This window comes from Marinifilum fragile, from assembly GCF_963677365.1.
GTDB lineage: Bacteria > Bacteroidota > Bacteroidia > Bacteroidales > Marinifilaceae > Marinifilum > Marinifilum fragile.
The window spans coordinates 1,877,530-1,894,121 of sequence record NZ_OY781962.1 but is presented as its reverse complement, the minus strand read 5'-3'; the positions used below and the strand labels follow the sequence as shown (position 1 = coordinate 1,894,121).

Annotated in this window: 13 protein-coding genes; 5 read left to right on the top strand and 8 right to left on the bottom strand. The window is 34.2% G+C overall.

From position 1 onward, the window contains the following. Positions 1 to 140 precede the first annotated feature (140 nt). Both ACKPCA_RS07430 and ACKPCA_RS07425 read left to right on the top strand, forming a co-directional pair. Positions 141 to 1,187 carry a 3-deoxy-7-phosphoheptulonate synthase gene (locus ACKPCA_RS07430; protein WP_321282245.1) on the top strand — a complete coding sequence of 349 codons (1,047 nt, stop codon included), beginning with the start codon at positions 141 to 143 and terminating at the stop codon, positions 1,185 to 1,187. 363 nt (positions 1,188 to 1,550) lie between these two features. Beyond that, on the top strand, positions 1,551 to 2,630 hold the full coding sequence (locus tag ACKPCA_RS07425) for a zinc metalloprotease (protein ID WP_321282244.1): 1,080 nt from the start codon (positions 1,551 to 1,553) through the stop codon (positions 2,628 to 2,630). 46 nt (positions 2,631 to 2,676) lie between these two features. Here the strand turns inward: ACKPCA_RS07425 and ACKPCA_RS07420 are convergent, their stop codons facing one another. The 4 genes from ACKPCA_RS07420 to ACKPCA_RS07405 form a co-directional block, all read right to left on the bottom strand. Then, positions 2,677 to 3,426 carry a L,D-transpeptidase family protein gene (locus ACKPCA_RS07420; protein WP_321282243.1) on the bottom strand — a complete coding sequence of 250 codons (750 nt, stop codon included), beginning with the start codon at positions 3,424 to 3,426 and terminating at the stop codon, positions 2,677 to 2,679. 10 nt (positions 3,427 to 3,436) lie between these two features. Further along, entirely contained in the window at positions 3,437 to 3,928 is a 492-nt protein-coding gene (locus ACKPCA_RS07415; protein WP_321282242.1) for a hypothetical protein, read from the bottom strand. Between the two features lie 125 nt (positions 3,929 to 4,053). After that, a complete protein-coding gene (locus ACKPCA_RS07410) occupies positions 4,054 to 6,561 on the bottom strand; it encodes a S9 family peptidase (protein ID WP_321282241.1) in 2,508 nt (835 codons plus the stop codon). A gap of 354 nt (positions 6,562 to 6,915) precedes the next feature. Then, positions 6,916 to 7,767, bottom strand: a complete 852-nt coding sequence (locus ACKPCA_RS07405; protein WP_321282240.1) for a mechanosensitive ion channel family protein — start codon at positions 7,765 to 7,767, stop codon at positions 6,916 to 6,918. 221 nt (positions 7,768 to 7,988) lie between these two features. Here ACKPCA_RS07405 and ppgK point away from each other — a divergent pair, with 221 nt between their 5' ends. After that, entirely contained in the window at positions 7,989 to 8,729 is a 741-nt protein-coding gene (gene ppgK / locus ACKPCA_RS07400) for a polyphosphate--glucose phosphotransferase (RefSeq protein WP_321282239.1), read from the top strand. A gap of 76 nt (positions 8,730 to 8,805) precedes the next feature. On the opposite strand, the gene ACKPCA_RS07395 is transcribed toward ppgK, so the two are convergent. From ACKPCA_RS07395 to ACKPCA_RS07380, 4 genes are all read right to left on the bottom strand, one after another. Then, complete coding sequence (locus ACKPCA_RS07395; RefSeq protein ID WP_321282238.1) at positions 8,806 to 9,162, bottom strand: hypothetical protein; 357 nt, start codon at positions 9,160 to 9,162, stop codon at positions 8,806 to 8,808. 564 nt (positions 9,163 to 9,726) lie between these two features. Beyond that, positions 9,727 to 11,460, bottom strand: coding sequence for an ATP-dependent helicase (locus ACKPCA_RS07390; RefSeq protein WP_321282237.1), 1,734 nt, complete (start codon positions 11,458 to 11,460; stop codon positions 9,727 to 9,729). Continuing rightward, a complete protein-coding gene (locus ACKPCA_RS07385) occupies positions 11,436 to 13,412 on the bottom strand; it encodes an ATP-dependent nuclease (RefSeq protein WP_321282236.1) in 1,977 nt (658 codons plus the stop codon). The genes ACKPCA_RS07390 and ACKPCA_RS07385 overlap by 25 nt, the downstream gene beginning before the upstream one ends. A gap of 268 nt (positions 13,413 to 13,680) precedes the next feature. Further along, entirely contained in the window at positions 13,681 to 14,607 is a 927-nt protein-coding gene (locus tag ACKPCA_RS07380; protein ID WP_054720270.1) for a CsgG/HfaB family protein, read from the bottom strand. A 463-nt stretch (positions 14,608 to 15,070) separates the two neighbouring features. Between ACKPCA_RS07380 and ACKPCA_RS07375 the strand changes: the two genes are divergently transcribed. Beyond that, positions 15,071 to 15,688 carry a hypothetical protein gene (locus ACKPCA_RS07375; RefSeq protein WP_321282235.1) on the top strand — a complete coding sequence of 206 codons (618 nt, stop codon included), beginning with the start codon at positions 15,071 to 15,073 and terminating at the stop codon, positions 15,686 to 15,688. A 20-nt stretch (positions 15,689 to 15,708) separates the two neighbouring features. After that, positions 15,709 to 16,581: a DUF2764 family protein gene (locus ACKPCA_RS07370; protein WP_321282234.1), complete on the top strand. Its 873-nt coding sequence runs from the start codon at positions 15,709 to 15,711 to the stop codon at positions 16,579 to 16,581. The last annotated feature ends 11 nt before the right edge of the window (positions 16,582 to 16,592 follow it).

Below are 16,592 nucleotides of genomic sequence, written 5' to 3'. Positions count from 1 at the left end.
ATCGTTTGTGTAGAAAAAGTTTTCCAGATTAACCAATCTATGCCCTATATTTTTCATTCACTAAAAAATAACAACTAAATTCGGAGCGAATCAGAATACAGCTGTATTCATTAATTATATTGACCAAATTGAATGCCCCTATGGTAGATCCAAGAATTGAAAACTTAAATGTAAGTGTTGAACAAGCCATAATAACTCCCATAGCTTTAAAAGAGTTGTACCCTCTAACGGAAAAATGTATCAATACAGTTCACAAGGGGCAAAGTACCATAAAAAACATTTTAAGTGGGAGAGATAAAAGAATCTTGGCAATAGTTGGTCCTTGTTCCATTCATGATATTAAAGCCGCTAAAGAGTACGCTCGAAAAATGAAAGATTTGGCAGATGAATTGACAGATCAACTTTTTCTTGTAATGCGGGTTTACTTTGAGAAACCAAGAACTACTATAGGGTGGAAAGGTTTGATAAATGACCCTTTTATGGATAATACCTGCCAAATACAAGAGGGATTAAAACAGGCGAGGGAATTATTGGTATATATTGCAGAATTGGGATTGCCAGCAGCAGGTGAGGCGTTGGATATTGTTACACCTCAGTTTATACAGGATTTATTTTCATGGACGGCCATTGGTGCCAGGACTACAGAATCTCAAAGTCATAGAAATATGGCAAGTGGTTTATCCTCGGTTGTAGGTTTTAAAAATGGTACCGATGGGAATATTGATATTGCTTTAAATGCCATGCAGGCTGTTGCTGCACCGCAAAATTTTGTAAGTATCAATCCAGAAGGAAAAGTATCAGTTATTCGTACAAAGGGAAACCCAAATACTCACATTATATTGCGAGGAGGTAAAACTCCAAACTATGAAGCCAGGTATGTTAAGGAGATAGAAGATAAATTGAATGGATTTGGTATAACTCCAAAAATCATGATTGATTGTAGTCATGCCAACTCTGGAAAACAGGCAAGTAATCAAGAATTAGTACTTCAGGACATCGCAACTCAGTTGCAACATGGGAGTCAATCTATCAAGGGCTTTATGCTTGAGAGCAACCTTGAATTTGGAAAACAAGATATTCCCGCAAACAAATCCGATTTGAAATATGGAGTTTCTGTTACTGATGAATGCTTGGATTGGAAGTCTACGGCTCAGCTATTGAGATCTTTTAGTGAATCCATTAAATAATGTTTTGTTCCTTTTTTTTACAATAAAAATCAAATTGTAATCATTTCGAAACAAAACCCCATTCAAAATAAAAGCTCAAAAGAGTGATAAAAGAGCTCTTAAACAAAGTAAAATTTTGCTATTCTAAGATTCTTATTGATGTAAAATATGATAATTCAATAATGACATTCTCTTGTTTTAATTAATCAAAATGTTACTGTAGGATAAGCTTGTTTCTGTTGATGTTTAATTTTGAACAGTTGTATTGTGCATAAATACAGGTGATTGATGAGTAAATGTTAAAAAATGTGAAAAATAATTTTGGTTGGTTGTTGATTTTATTCTTAAATTGAGGAATCATTAACCATTTTAAACTAATTTTTTATGAAAAAGTTATTTTTCCCCTTACTTGTTTTAGGGCTATTTTTAGCTTCTTGTCAAAAAGAATCTAACGATCTAAAAGTTCAACAAGCAAATGACATTGCCGTAGACATGAGTGACTTTTATGTCTATACTGCTGAAACTGCTGATTCCCCTACAGATGTTAAAGCAGGTCATGAACACAGTGCTACTTGTCGATGTGGATCGATGAAAGTCCTAAACAAAAAATTAAAAGAAAATCCTGGTTTGGAGCAACGTATGTTTGACATTGAAAAGCATACAAGACAATTAATTGCTGCGAAAGCAGATAAGGCAGTTACAGGTAAAAAACCAGCTCCGGATCCAGATCCTGTTCCAACTATTTACGAAGGAGCGATTACAATTCCTGTAATTGTAAATATTTTGGAAGATCCTGCACATCCAATTACTCAGGCTCATATCGATTCTCAGATTGATATCTTGAATGAGGATTACAATGATTTAAACCCTAATACTGGTGGTGTACCTTCTGAATTTAACAATGCAGTTGCAGATTGTAACATTACTTTCGTTTTGGCAGGTGTAAATAGAAAGACTTCAACAAAAACTACTTGGGGAACAGACGATTCTATGAAACTTTCTAGCCAAGGTGGTATTGATGCTACTGATCCAACAAGTTTCTTAAACCTTTGGGTTTGTGAAATTGGTGGTGGTATTTTAGGATATGCTCAATTCCCAGGAGGTGCTCTTGCAACCGATGGCGTTGTTATTGGTAGCGATTTCTTCGGAGAAAATGAACGAGGAGGTGTTTATGGACACGGTCGTACAGCTACTCACGAAGTAGGTCACTGGTTGAATCTTCGCCACATTTGGGGTGACGGTAGATGTCGTCAAGATGATTTTGTTACTGATACGCCAAGTTCAGACCAACCTAATTATCAATGTCCTCCTTATCCAACAGTACATTGTCGTACAAACGATATGACTATGAATTATATGGATTACGTATATGACAACTGTATGTATATGTTTACCAATGGTCAGAATGACAGAATGAGAGCTTTATTCGCTGAAGGCGGAGCAAGAGAAGGTTTTGTTCAGTAATTTCAAACAGGATAAAATATTTAAGGCACCCAAGTGGTGCCTTTTTTTATTGTTTGGATTCTATAAGATGTTTTCCATTTTTTAGGAATGTTACCTTTGGAATTTGTCTTGTTTTATTGAATGAATCGTAGACACTTTTTAAATCTTTCCAAACGGTTATTTTGTCTTGATCCTCTTTGTGTTTGGAAACAAGCACATCAAAGTTTTTGTTTGAAAGTTTGGCAGGGAAGATGTGAACCGGAATTTTCTTCTGACCATTGTTTTTGGCTTCCACACAAAAAATGTATAACTCTTTGATTTGATCATCAGTAATGGGTAAACATCCTACGGTCACGCATGATCCGTGAATGAAAATATCTCCGCCAGGATTTGTTTTATCGGCCCAAAATAAATCTGATTGGTTTGGATAATTGATGCCCAAAGAAAGGTGAAAGTTGCTGGCAGGATTGAATCGGTCGATATAATAGAATCCTTCGGGAACTTGTAAGTCTCCTTGTTTTCTTTTGGGACCAAGCTTACCAGATTTTTTACAGACCTTATATTCTTTGATCAATTTGAACTTTTGATCTGATTTGTTTTTACCCCAGAGCTGAATTTTTTGTCCGAATTTAAAGGCACGCAAGTACACCTCTAATTCATCAATTTTGATACTCTTATTGTCGAGAAGTTTCAGGATGCCATTTTCCTTTTCAGCATATGCTTCTCTAACTCTTGAATATTTTAATTGTTGAGATTTAAAACTTGAAGACATTGAAATGGATTGAAGTACTAAAATGAAAGTGAGAACAAGTTTCATACATATAGTATTAATTGTATACTGCTTCTATTTCCTTTTTTAGAATTTCAAGTTCTTCAATTGGCACTTTTACAACTGTTTCAATACTTTGACTTTCTGAAATAAATTTAAATGTTGCTAACTTTTCATTTGTCATAACAGGATTCACTTCAACAGTTAGATCTTCATTACAGATTTCAACTTTATTTGATTTGAACATTTTGTAATCAGCCTCATAAGAAATTTTGCGATGTTCAAGGTGTAGAATTTCTTTTCCATGTTTATTCCATAAGAATAATCTTAAAAAGTAGTATCCACACAAACCAAAGATAATATAGAATATTACAATAGCAGGAGATACTTCACCAAGCAACACAGCTGTTGAAACTGTTGCAAAAATAGGGATTGCAAAAAACAGGATCATAAAGCTTTGTAAAATAATTCTGGAAAAACGTGAAGATCTGGGAGAATTAAACGTGATTTTGCTAAGAGGATCATCTTGTAACTCAACGGTGCTTTTCATTGGAATAATATGTATAGAATTTATTTGACCTTTAAATCTAGCAATAAATTCTTAACATCTGGTTATGAAACCAAAAAATCCCGATCTGCAGTGCAAACCGGGATGAATATTATCTGATAAAAGGATTACCAGGTTTTAGGCGTTTCATTTTGCATTTCAATGAAATCAGCTCCTTCGCGGTAATCACCCAATAGGTGCTTACAGAAATATTCACTTCTTAACCAGAAAGAGTATTCGCTCATGTTACCAAATCCATGTCGTTGACCAGGATAAATGAATAAATCGAATCTTTTGTTTGCCTTGATCAATGCATTTGCAACACGAATGGTATTTGCCGGATGTACATTGTTATCAATATCGCCAGTTACCAATAAAAGTTTACCCTTTAAATTCTTAGCCAAACTTGGGTTGGTTGCAATTTTGTACTGGAATGTAGTATCCTTTTCAGTAACAACTTCTTTTACTCCATGGTGAGTTTCACTCCACCAGCGGTTGTAAATGTTGTTATCGTGGTTACCAGCAGCTGATACTGCAACTTTAAAGAAATCAGGATATACAAGCATTGCAGCAGTAGACATGAATCCACCTCCTGAGTGACCGAAAATACCAACTCTGTTGATATCAATGAAATCATGGCGATTTGCCAAACGTTCCAATGCAACCTTCTTGTCAAGAAGAGGGTAGTCTCTCATGTTCTGATATCCGTAGTTGTGGTACCATTTTGAACGATCTGGGTGACCTCCTCTGTGTCCTACGGTAACAACGATGAAACCGAATTGTGCCATACGATCAGCACGATCCATGCGAGAAGAGAAGCTCTTGTAAACCGCTTCGGTTTGTGGACCAGGATATACGTAGGTTAAGATTGGATATTTCTTGTTCTCATCAAAATCGAATGGCTTGTACATTACACCGTATAGATCAGTTACTCCATCACCTGCTTTAACAGTAAAGATTTCAGGAAACTTGTAGCCAGCTTCGAATAGTAATGAAAGGTCAGCAGTTTCCAAATCCATAATCTTGTTACCACGTGTATCGTACAACTTCGACTCAGGAGTGGTGTTTACTCTTGACGAGTTGTTTACAAAGTAATGGTTTTGATCATTCAGACTTACTTCATGGTTGAAATCTCCTTTGTTTAGCAATTTTAAACCTGTGCCATCAAAGTTTACTCTATACAGGTGAGCATAGTAAGGATCTTCGCCTTTCTCATGACCATTGGCTGTGAAATAAAGCACTCTGTTCTTTTCATCAACACCTTGTACTTCGTCGGCATGCCAAGGACCTGATGTAATTTGGTTTTTCATGTTTCCTTCTGCATCGTAAAGGTAAAAGTGAGCCCAACCATCACGTTCCGACCAGTGAATGAATTCTTTGCCACCGTTAATGCTAACCAGGTTGCGTGTTTCGATATAAGTATTTAATCTTTCCTCGATAATTACTTTTACTTCACCTGTTGTGGTATTTGCCGAGCAGATGTCAACGCGTTTCATATCGCGACTTTGGCGTTGGAAATAAATTAGGTCGCTGTTTTTCGAAAGCCATTTTGAGAAAGTCAAATCGTCATCTGCATTCACCTTTTTGCGTGGAGCTCTTAAGATGCGAAGAGTTTGATCTTTCCATGCATCAGTTTTAACAACAACAGACTTTTTGCTTTCCCAGTCGAATATTTGCATTTCATATTGAGGAGCTTCTTTTTCTCCTGCCATATGATACTTGTAGGTTTCCAAAGTAGGACGACCTTGGGCAACTGAGTTCAAAACCCAAAGATCTTTCACTTTTCTTTCGTCTTCGCGAATAATTGCAAACTTTTTTGAATCGTGTGAGAAAGTTACGTAAGCAGCTTTTCGGTCATCTTTTTCTTTCTCTTTTTCCGTATTGGTTTTGCCATATCCGGTATCACCATATGCATAATCCTTAAGACCATCCGTTGTTAGTTGATGCTCTACAATGGTAGTGTCTTTCTCGTTTTTCTGAGCTTTTTTGTAATTCTCAGCATCCATCCAATACAGGTTGTGGTGTTTGGCAAAAATTACATATTCCTGGTTAGGAGCAACCGAAGCCCATTTCTTTTGTTCCAACGGCTTTTCAAAATTATCCAAAAGACGCAGTTTTCTGCTTGCCATTTCGTATTCGAAATGCCAAACTTTGGCAACCATTTTTTTCTTTTTGTCTTTCTTCTTGTCGTCTTTCTCTTCCTCCTGCTTGTCGCCGTTTTCTTCATCTTTTTCCTCTTCTTCGGCCAATTTACTTTTCACTTCGAACTGCAAAACTCTTTCGTTCTTAATGAATTTCATTTTTTGAATGTCCATGTGTTTTGCATCGAAAGGATCGCCGGTTAAGCGACTCATATCAGCAGCCATTTTTACAGGATCAAAAAGCTTGCTTTTCATGTTTCTTACAGGATCCACCAAGTAATAGTTCAATCCTTCGGAAGTTTGGTAGGCATACCAAAACTTTTCTCCATTTTTTAGCCAATGTGGACGAACTTTGGTTGAAAATACCATAGATCTCAACTTGGTAGGAGAGAATCTTGCAGGCAATTCATAATTTGCTTTTGTAACCGGTGTTTTCTGTGCAAAAACACCAATTCCTATTAAAAGAAATAGGAATGTTAATAAATTTTTTTTCATCTGGTTGAAATTTTTGTGTTTGTCAGATGGAACTCTCGATGAATTTTAATCATACTTTTTTGAAAAGTTTAGTATGCTAAAATTCATGTTCGTTTCATGATTGGTATTGTTGTTTGTATGCACTAATGCAATTAAGACATTAAAAATAGGGAAGTGAGTGACAAAAAAGGTGGAAATTTTCACAAATTCGATAAGGATGGGGATTTTCGCGATGTAAAATAAAGAGACACAATATAGAACTGACATTCGTCATATGAAAAAACGATACTAAGCCAGTTCTATTTGTCTTAAAAAGTAGGATTTTTAAGAATGTGCAGACAGTTATATTGTGTATATCTTAACTGAGAAGTTTTATTATTTGCTAAAATATCCTGTTGCATCTGATTTAAAGTGAACATCCATCTGTGGAAATGGAATGGAAATGTTGTTCTCGATAAATTTTTTATTTATCAGCATTCTGATATCTGATTTAAGATTTTCTATCCTGAAAATATTTCTGCTGAAAAACAACAATTCAAAATCAAGGGAAGAATTTCCAAAATTGGCAAATCTTACCAGAATGGATTCTTTATCGGTAATCTCTTTGCTTTCCAGTGCGCTTTCTTTTAATACTTTGGTAACCAATTCTACATCGCTTCCATATGCAACGCCAACACAAATTTTAAATCTTGTTTTTTCTGATTGATGACTCCAATTGATCACCTTATTGCTTGTAATTAGCGAATTGGGTATGATAATGACAATATCGTCGCGGTTTTGGGCAGATGAAGTTCTCAAGCCAATTCTCTCCATTTTAACAACATCTCCATCTATTTCCAAAATATCTCCAACCTTAATCGATCTCTCGAAAAGTAAAATGATTCCTGAAACAAAATTATTGAATGTAGTCTGTAAGCCCAATCCAACACCTACGAGTAAGGCAGCCGATCCGGCCAAAAGTACATTCAGTTTAAATCCCAATGTTTCCAGGATAATTAATATTGAAATGATCCAAACCAAGTATTTGATGATTTGAAACAGTGAATAAAGATTTCCTTTATCGATACTTAAAAATGATTTTTTTCGGAATAGAGCTTTCTTAATTAGCCAGAGTAAAAAAATGGTGATTAATACTGTGATAATTGTACTGGTTATTTTCCCAAATGTGAACGAAAAGTTTCCAATTTTAAATATCTCGTATTCTAAAAACTCAATTACTTTGTCCATAATCATCTTTTGTTTATTCAAGCATCTTACTTTATTTCTAATGGCCACATCTCTGTTTATGCCACTTTGAACTTGCAAAATAATAATCCTTTGTAAAAATTACAGCAAGTTTTTCTTTTTTTTATGAATGCAATTGGCCTGATGCCCATGATATTCTTCTTTTCTCGTTTTCCCTGATTTTTGTATTTTTAATCATCATGTTAAATCCACAATCAGAATTTATGGAAATACTTGGAATTGATATAGGAGGTTCGGGAATTAAAGGAGCACCGGTAAATGTTGAAACGGGAAAGCAGTTGGAGGAACGATTTCGAATCCCAACCCCCCAGCCATCTACACCGAAAGCCGTTGCTGATGTGATAAAGAAAATTGTTGAGCATTTCAATTGGGAAGGTCCTGTTGGTTGTGGTTTTCCAAGCATCATTTCTCACGGAAAAGCCATGGCCCATGGCAATATGGATAAGTCCTGGGTAGGTGTTCAGGTGGATGAACTTTTCAGTAAGAAAACGGGATTGGATGTTACTGTTGTGAATGATGCGGATGCAGCAGGATTGGCAGAAATGAAATATGGAGTGGGGAGAGGTAAATCTGGCCTAGTTGTCATGATCACCATAGGAACAGGAATTGGTTCTGGAGTTTTCTATAATGGACAATTGTTACCCAATTTTGAATTGGGCCAATTGAAATACAAGAATGGCAAGAAAATAGAAAAATATGCTGCCGATTCGGTTCGAAAAAAGCAAGACTTGAGTTTTACCGCCTGGGGAAAACGATTCAACGAATTTCTTCATCATGTGAATGTAATATGTGCCCCCGATTACTTTATTATTGGAGGAGGAGTAAGCAAGAAATTGGATAAGTTCGAAAGCGAAATAGATGTGGAGGTGCCCGTATTGCTTGCCGAGTTTCAAAATGGAGCGGGTATTATTGGGGCTGCTGTTAGTGCGAATGGAATAGCTTAAAATGTTCTTCTATTTATAAACAAAAGGATGGCAGAAATTAATCTGCCATCCTTTTGCTTTTCAGAAGTACTTGTAATTATACAGGTTCTTCCTCTGTTTTCTTGCTTACTTCATCGATTATGAATCCCCATGCACCCAGCTTTTTGATATCATTTGGGTAATGAGCTTTCAACAAATCACGAATTTGCTTGATATCATTAATGATTTCTTTAGCCATTTTCGTTTTTTGTTCATTCATTTCTTCTTTTAATCGATTTGCATCATCTGCTTTTTTCTGATAATCGATCATGTTGTTTACCTTTCCTTCAGTTGCGGTAAGGTCGATTACCGAATTTAATAAGCTAGCTTCACCATCTGCATCGTTTTTTCGTTTAATGTCAGCGAATAAACTAGCTAATGAATTGGCATTGCCTTTGATTTTTATGCGTGCCATCTTATAGGATTTAAAACTTAGATTTATTGTCAGTACAATTTAACAAAAATTAATATTCATAAATTATAATCATATTGTATTTATGGAATTTAAAATCGATTTAAATTAGTAAACTTATGAATATTTATATGCTGTTTGTGTTGTAATTGTGTCTGTATTGTAGGTCTGGTGGGAGCTTGCTATATTGTGTGGTTTGAAATTGCATAGCTAAAATTTAATTGAAATATGAGAAAAATGCAGGGTGAATGTTTAATGATTCGCGTTAAAAGCTGAAGATTTAACGTAAAAACATGAGCTTTCAACGTTAAAAGCTGAGGTTTTAAGGATGAAAACTCAAGTTTTAATGGTTTTGGTAGTTGTTTTTATGCCTAAGGGGTATGCTTTTTGATTGAAAAGTCAACTTTTAACGTTGAAAGCTGAACTTTTAATATTGAAACTTCAGCTTGCAATGTTGCAGACTCAGCTTTCAATATTGAAAACACAAGAATTAAGATTAAAAGAACAGGATTTAAGGTTAAAAGCTCAGGAAATAACACTAAAAATTCAGGTTTTTACGAAGAAAAACTATCCAAATAGAGTTAATTGTACAGGTTTCTTTGATAGCTTATCTTTCCACAATTCTAAATCTACCTCTGGGACGCCAATATTTAAGACTTTTCGTGGTCTAGTTAAAGCAACATATACTATTCTTAGTTCTTCTTGCTTGTTTGAATTTAATTGATTGTAATTTTCTTTGAATAAATTTCTATAAGTGCCAGAATTGCTAGCACGATCACTTAATAAAATTAAAACGGCTTCGAAGGTACATCCTTTAGCAGAATGTATTGTGCCATGATAATAGGGAAGAACATCCTTTTCTTGTATATCAAACAAGCTGCTAATGTGTACATATGCTTTTGTTTTGGTATAATCTATTTCTATTCTTTTTTCTTCTAAAGTTAATTTTGCTTGTTCCAGCCAATCATTAAGATTTTTGTTTGTATCAGGTAGTGAATCTATAAAATCGAATAACATTTTTCGATATGGTACAAACCCAATTTCATTGATAATCTTTTGAATCTGTTCTCTTTTTACATGAGAAATTTTCATTGTTCCTTTAAAATACCCTTGCTCAATCAATTTAAATCCATTTTTAAATTTTCCTTGCTCTAATAGATATTTTCCTTGAACGATATCTCTTAAATGAAAGGCGCCACTTTTCCATGGTTGATTATCAAATTCAATTTGCTCTTCTCCAAAATACCTTTTAAAACTTTTAGAGCGATAAAGAATAGCTACATTTTCATTTGAAATTTCAATTCCACGATCTTCACAGTCTCTTAAAAATTCATCAATAGTATTTTGGACTTCATCATCATTTTTAATTGACCTAACGATTGGTGTATAATCAAAATTTGTTATTTCTTCTCCTTCTATAGGGTTTGATACTTCATTGCCAATAAAAGCATTAGAGCAGTCACATATCTTTTTAGAACTTCTTCTGTTTTCATTTAGCGTTAATGGGGTCCAAGTCTGATATTTTTCTTCAAAAAGTAACGGATTAGCATTGTTCCATTCAAAAATGGCTTGATTAGGATCACCAATGAGCATTATTTCTTCTAAACCATTTTCAACTAGAATATTGATGATTTCCATTTGGATGTCATTGGTATCCTGAGCTTCGTCAATAATGAAGTGAGGGAATCGATTGACAATATTCTTAGCTATTTGTGGGTATTTCCTTAAAATTTGTAATGAGTAATAATTTGCATCTGATTGATTACAAAATCCTTTCTTAAGTATTTGGGCTTTTATTGAGTATACATCATTTGTACCACCCTTAATTCTATTTGGTATTCGACTGCCAATTTTATCATAAAAATCACCTTCTATATTAATTGATATTTTGTCAAAGAAAGAATCTTTATAATATTTTCCACTCCAATGTGAATGTGGTTCACCTACAAGATTTGGTCTTTGATTAGTTCCTAAGACTAAGTGTCCAAATGGTAAGAATATGTATTGATTAAGAAAACTATCGATAGTTCCAATAAAATGCGGGTATGGTAAGGGTGTATTAACATTAAAATCAGAGGTTAATTTTTCATTTATTTCTTTCCATGCAGTATTTGTAAACGAAATTGCTGCAATACCGTTGTGATGAAAATCTTTATTTTTTATAAAATGAGCTATTCTTGCAGCTACGGAGTAGGTTTTTCCACTACCTGGGCAAGCTTTTACAACAACTTTACCAGTTGCGTTTACTATATTTTGCTGTAATTCACTTAATGGCATTATTCTATTCCTTTCGTTACCCATTTTATACCTTCTTGAATATAATTTGGAATTACAAAACGCTTTCTCAAATGCTCGCATTCATCTAAAGTAACAGCAAGCCTATGAGCTAATTCTGATTTATCTTTATTCGAATATAATTTTTTCAAAATATGATATGATTGTTTCTCAATTGGTTCTTGCGATGAGATGTATTTTATTCTTGGGTGCATTGTTCTATAGATTGAGCGAATTAATCTAATGTTAAATGAACTGGCCTTCATTAATTCATATTCAAATGTAATTTCGGCAAACTTTGTTTTTAATACTCCTCCAGTAAATCCTTCAGCTATAACAGCTCTGTCAGATGGTTTGTCTATTAGTTCTCTAAGCTTAGTCTGTATTGATTCTGCAGAAATGTTATCTGGAAAATTTATGTCTGTTAGATCTTCAGTATGGATTCGATTCAGTTTATCTATGACATTATTTTCTTTTAAAATTTTGAACACAGCCTTTGACGAATCTTCATCAATTAATTCGTTATTGAATGCTTTATTTGTTATTTGTCCTTTATCATCATCTGTAAGTAATGTACATCTAGCCAATAATCTTCTTTCTTCAACATCTGAATTAAATAGCCTTGCAAAGTGCTTAAATGCTACACCATTTAGATTTACTATTTCGATACCATTCTTTTCCAAATCTTCGTTTATTATTTCGGAGAATACTTGCAAAAGAAGTGCTTCCGAAATCCCTTCAACTAATATAACTCCATTGGCAAAGAATAATTGGGATTTAGTTACATCAAGGAATTTCGATAGGTATTTTTTATTGTTCTGGTCAAGTTCAGAGTTATTTATTGAAAATGAAGAAATCTTATTTGAATCTCTTTGGAGAACAGTAATGTAATCTAAGTTGGCTTTAGCAGTAATTGTAGGAGAGTGGGAGGTAATAAAAATTTGAACTTCTAAGTTATTGAGAGAGCTTAAGTATTGAAAGAAGGTATTTTGTTTTTGAGGGTGCAAATGTGCCTCAGGCTCTTCTATTAATAATGCATTGTAATAACTATCTCTAACATTTCCTGTGGAACTATCTATTAAATCTCCAAGCACTGTACCTGCATATATAATATTGTTTTCTCCCAAACCATTTTGGCTAACCTTGAAATATTTTTGCTCGAGAATAGGTTCGCCATTTGGAATGTAAACAGGCTTTCTTGCTTCTATATTGTCGACGATTCCTTCGTAGGTGTATGGCAAAAAGCTAAATTCAACATTTGGTTCTTTTCCATTTATGGTAGAATGAGTAATGTGTTCGAGTACTTTTTTATTTCCTGTTTGAACAACTTTATTCCAATTTCCATTATCTACTTGATCCTTTAATTCCTGAGCAAGAGTTGACTTTTGTTCTTTTGTTAATGTTATTTGTATATCATTTTCGTCAGAATAATTTTTAAGATTTCGATAAAGGGTTGCAATCTTATTACCATATGAATGGGGTTTCAATTTTTCTGTTGCATTTCTTAATGCTCCTAAATAAGTACTATTTATTAATTGTAAGGCTTCAATTGGAACTTGCTGTCCTTCATTTTCTCCGCCCCATACTCTCCATCTTAAAATACTCTTATCACCTCTAATTTCTAGAAAGTATCGAAAGTGTAACTCGATTGTTTGAGCATTAGAATCGTTTGGCTCTTGCGTTATGAAATCTGTAAATATTGATCTTTCTAGTTGGTTTTCAGGTTGAAAAATTAGATCAAATTTAATTTCGTTGCTTTCGTGGTTTGGGATGTTGGAATTTATGAAGAAATCTTCATCTTTCTTAATGTAAACATCACGGCTTAAACTTCCATAGGATAAACAAATTCGCAATGCATCAATAATTGCAGTTTTTCCAGAGTTATTTTCACCTATGATAATGTTAACTCCTTTATTGAATTTTAGTTTTAATTTTTCAATTGATCTGAAATTTTCTATCAGAAATTCTTTTATATACATTCAATATCATTTAAAAATAATACTTAGAGCATCTTTAATTGAAACTTCTTATTTGATTAGAATCAAATTTATGAAAACAATTGAATAAGTTAGGTGTGAAAATAAATTAAAATGATTGAATTGTGTTAAATAGAAAGACTCTAGATATTATTCAGGTTATGGAAATTTTGAATTAGAAAATCTTAATAAGAATAATGTATGTAAAGAAGATCAAAAAAACGCAAGATAAAATTTCATCTTGCGTTTTTGTTTATAATGAATGTTTCTATTACTTCATCCTCACAAAATTGCCTTTGGCAAATCCGCTTCCTTGTACAATGGAACATTTGGAAGCTTTTCCATTTCCTACACTGGCATCGGTAATTTTGATTTCACCAATTTTGGTATCAACACTTCCCAGCGAAATGCCAGTGTCAGGATCAATAAGATCTTCACCTTTGCTATAAACAGCGAATACATCACCAACTTGCAAACCATCTGCTTCTCCTGAGTTGATAAACACAACCCCTCCTTTTTCGGTGATTACTTTGGCTTGCCAAGGTATGTTATTGGCGTTGTTATCTATCATGGCTACTACATCTTCAATGGCTTCCCGAGCTGCTTTTCCAACCAACGATTCGTCAAAATCCTTTTGGTCCTTAAAAGCGAGTTTATTGGTTCTTAGTTTAAGGCCTTTTGCCGATTTCTTTTTTCTGACATTCTCTGCAGTAATAATTTCTCCAGTATTTGTATTTACCATGCGAACATCCACACCCACTACAGCTTGCTGGTTCGATACACCAATTCCTAAGCCTTTAACAGCACCGCCGGTTTCTCCTTTTTTGTAACCAAATTCTGATACCGATCCGATTACAGCAATCTCAACTCCCAAAACCTGACCCATTTTTGCTGCACTTTGTTGGGTAACTCTACCAGACTGACCAAAATCTTGCTCATTCAGGATCCTATCAATTTCGGCACGTTCCATTACCCTGTAATTGCCTGATTTTACCAATGCCGTGGTCAGCATATCACTTACTCCATCGCCAACTCCTTTGTTGTTCCACCATCTCCAGCTTTTATCGGTTTTATCTTCAAACACAAAGACTGCAATTCGCTTTTTGATTTGTGGTTGTTGCGCTGATATTTTAAAAGCCATGAAAGAAAACAAGATCAGCAGAGCACCTATCTTGATTAGATTTCCGAATTTTTTCATTTTGGTTTAAGTTTAGTTAATATCTTAAAAATCAATAGATAAAGTAAGTTACGGAAATTTGAGGAGCTTGTAAAGGGGCTTCTTTTCGAATGTGGAATTGCCTATAGATATGAATGGCATTTTTGAAGCAGATGTTTCTTTGCCGGGTATGAGCCTAAAAAGTAGGGTAATCCCTATGTAAGGAATGGGGATGCCCCTGTTTTAAGGGCTTTCTTTTTCATATACTTTCATCAAGTCAAAAATTCAAAGGAATAAGAACAAAACTATTGATGTAAAAAAGATCTGTAAGTCTTGTATTTGCTGGCCTTTTCAAATGTTCTTGATAAGCAAGAAGATGTGTCTTGTTTTGGCTTCGGATAACTTGATCCTATAAATTTTATACAGAAAGAATATCTGTTGGTGAGTTTGATCTTGTCCGATAGTTAATGATGACAAGAAGTGTGCAACTATAAACTAATACATTATGAGTACAAACGATAAAATAAAGCAATTAACAGATAAGATTTATCTGGAAGGTATTGAAGAGGCGAAGAAAGAAGCGGAGGTAATTATCAGCAAAGCAAAAAAGGAAGCTGAGGAAATTATTGCATCTGCGAAAAAGATGGAAACAGAGCTTAGCAAGCAAATGCAAGAGAAAGCATCAGAAGTAAGAAAGAATACAGAATCGGAATTAAAATTAGCTGCTCGACAATTTACAAGCTCTTTAAAGCATCAAATCTCAAATGAAATTGTAAATGCCCAGGTTGAAACTACGGTACAGGAGGCGTTTAAGGATAAAGATTTTGTGCAAAATATGATTCTTAGCATGCTTAACAAATGGAATCCCGAAAGTGCAGAATCAATGAGTGTTAATCTATTGCTTTCTAAGGAGGATGAAGCCGAGTTGACTAAGTTTTTTAATGAGAAGGCAAAAGAGATATTAAATGCCGGTTTGGAAATCAACTTTATACCAACCATAAAAAATGGATTTAAGATTGCACCTAAAGACAGTAGTTACCACATTAACTTCACGGATGAGAGTTTTGAAAACTACTTTAAAAGCTATTTGAAAGACAAGACCAAGAAGTTGATTTTTGACTAATCTGTAGGAGTAGAATGTATATGGATTTTACATTATTTAAAAGAAGTTACTACTGCTTGATATCCGGACTTCCTGATTTGGTTCTTGAAAGAAAAAAGGCAGGGGATGGAGATTTAAGTCTGCAGTTTAAAAATGAAATTACAGAACAGCTTCATTCAAAGGATTATGATTTAGCGAAATTGTTGTACTTACAATACGACAATAAAAACTTCCAGAATCTGCTTTTTAATGAAGAAGATGAATTTGTTCCACTGGGGAATTATACCCAGGAATATTTAGAGCAGCAGATCAACGAGCCTACAAGTCTGCTTGAGTACATGCGTGATTTACTTAAGGAATTTAATAGGGAGATTGATCAGGAAAATGATTTGAATAAGCTACAGGAATTCTATTATGAGTATGTGCTGAAGACGAAGAACAAATTTCTGAAAGGGTGGTTTCTGTTTGATCTGAATATGAAGAATATTCTAACGGCTGTGAATTGTAAAAAGTACAATTACGAACTAAGGAAACATTTGATTTTCACTTCTCACAACCAATCATTGCTAAGCTATCTTTTGACAGATTATTCAAATTCGGAAGATTTATTGGAGCATGTTCCATATGCTGATGAAATCCTTCAGATTGCTGAATCTGATATGGATATCACCGCAAAGGAGAAGGAGCTGGATTTAATCAGATGGAAGTTTCTTGATGAGCAAACGCTGTTCAATTATTTTACGATTGAGAACATACTGGCCTATATCATCAAATGTGAGATGGTTGATCGTTGGATGAAAATTGATGACGAATCAGGCAAGGAGCTGTTTACCAAATTGATTCATAATCTTAAAAGTACTTATGAATTCTCCGAAGAGTTTAGCTTGAGAAATAGTAAAACAGCTGAGAATTAGAAAGGTTTAAA